3 protein-coding genes are annotated in these 1270 nt (G+C 51.9%); all 3 read right to left on the minus strand.

Annotated elements, in window-relative coordinates; translation table 11 throughout:
• Positions 1–95: 95 nt before the first annotated feature.
• From ACH65_RS20180 to ACH65_RS18250, 3 genes are read right to left on the minus strand one after another with little or no spacing between them, the layout of a single operon-like run.
• Entirely contained in the window at positions 96–443 is a 348-nt protein-coding gene (locus ACH65_RS20180) for a hypothetical protein (RefSeq protein WP_153242685.1), read from the minus strand.
• A gap of 24 nt (positions 444–467) precedes the next feature.
• Positions 468–752: a hypothetical protein gene (locus ACH65_RS20185; protein WP_153242686.1), complete on the minus strand. Its 285-nt coding sequence runs from the start codon at positions 750–752 to the stop codon at positions 468–470.
• Complete coding sequence (locus ACH65_RS18250) at positions 749–1090, minus strand: hypothetical protein (protein ID WP_049624068.1); 342 nt, start codon at positions 1088–1090, stop codon at positions 749–751. The genes ACH65_RS20185 and ACH65_RS18250 overlap by 4 nt, the downstream gene beginning before the upstream one ends.
• Positions 1091–1270: the final 180 nt, after the last annotated feature.

The following is a 1270-nucleotide window of genomic DNA, read 5'->3' on the forward strand; positions in this document are numbered from 1 at the left end:
GCCGATCCTGCGCTTGGCGACTTTTCTCACTGAGGTTCGACGCTAATCAGGTATGGCCTTGGTCACATCAAATACCCATGGCTTGAGTTCAAGTCTTACGCAGACCAGCAGTACAGAGGGGATCCAAAGATACCTGGTGCTTCAAGATGTTCCGAGTCGCTTCCCCAGAAGCAATAAAAAATATCTTTCTCCGGCTGGTAAACTAGCCAATATCCGCCGCGGTGGGCTACGCATAGCCCTGACACAGTGTCTCCGATCTCCATGTCAGGGAATCCTGGCGGGGCAATTTCTGCACTGATCTCAAATGGATCATTCATGTGCTCTCGAATATCATTGGTCAGGCTGGACAAGTAGGTGTCTTTATCGATGCCATCATTTATGTAAACTCCTTTGGAGTCAGACAGGGCTGATTCCAGTCGATCTAGTGGGGAGGTGCTTGACATAATTAATCCATGGTTGTTGGGTATTTATTTCTGTATTGGCTCAACGGGTGGAGGTGGCGGCGGGTAATGCAACGTTTCGTGAGGCTTATTTCCATTTGCTGGAATATCAATGCGTGGGCCGTTGCTTCCAATTCCTGGGCGGTAACGAATTCCATTCGTTCCTGTTAGTTTTCCTGAGGAATCCTCAGCGCCTTTGATAACCGTCGGGCCAGATTGTCCGCCAGTCAGCTTATCAAAGGTTTCAGCTCTTGGGATAACGGCGACGAATTGTTGCTTGAGTACGTCAGAAGTCAGGCCATCTGCACTCATGGCTGAGACCCCTCAAACTTCTTGCGCTTGGCTTCTAAGCCGGCGATCAACTGCCTTTCCTCCTCAGTCCACCCCGCCCTCATTTCGGTCGCGAAATCAGAGAAAGCCGCGTCGACGCTCGGGCTTTGATAAGGAATGTATCGGCCGTCTGCGAAATTCCAGTCCCCAGGGATTCGGTCCCTCGTTTCCGTGACCATCCCCGTCTTGGCATCCTCAAGTAGCGGAGTGAGCGAGTGCAGCAGACTCTGCACATCGTCACTCTCAGGATACTGTTTCAGCACCCACTCCAGATGCTCGGCAGCCGCCTTGAGCTTGATGGGATCGATGGTTTGATTCATGAGCTACCTCCATGGCAACGCGGGTTTAATGAAGATAAGCAGCGCGTGGCTTCTAAGCATCACATCACGCCGTCCCATCCCTGACTGGCAAACCTTACCCCACCTCACGGTAGGAGCAATACCTGACATACAAATCAACCGCTCGCCCTGAGACTCGAGCCTAGACAGTGCCGTCATGAA

The organism is Frateuria defendens (assembly GCF_001182895.1).
GTDB lineage: Bacteria > Pseudomonadota > Gammaproteobacteria > Xanthomonadales > Rhodanobacteraceae > Frateuria_B > Frateuria_B defendens.

Excerpts from the sequence above, each read along its gene's own strand:
- ACH65_RS20185 (WP_153242686.1), bottom strand. The coding sequence starts at position 752 with ATGAGTGCAGATGGCCTGACTTCTGACGTACTCAAGCAACAATTCGTC.
- ACH65_RS18250 (WP_049624068.1), bottom strand. The coding sequence starts at position 1,090 with ATGAATCAAACCATCGATCCCATCAAGCTCAAGGCGGCTGCCGAGCAT.
- ACH65_RS20180 (WP_153242685.1), bottom strand. The coding sequence starts at position 443 with ATGTCAAGCACCTCCCCACTAGATCGACTGGAATCAGCCCTGTCTGAC.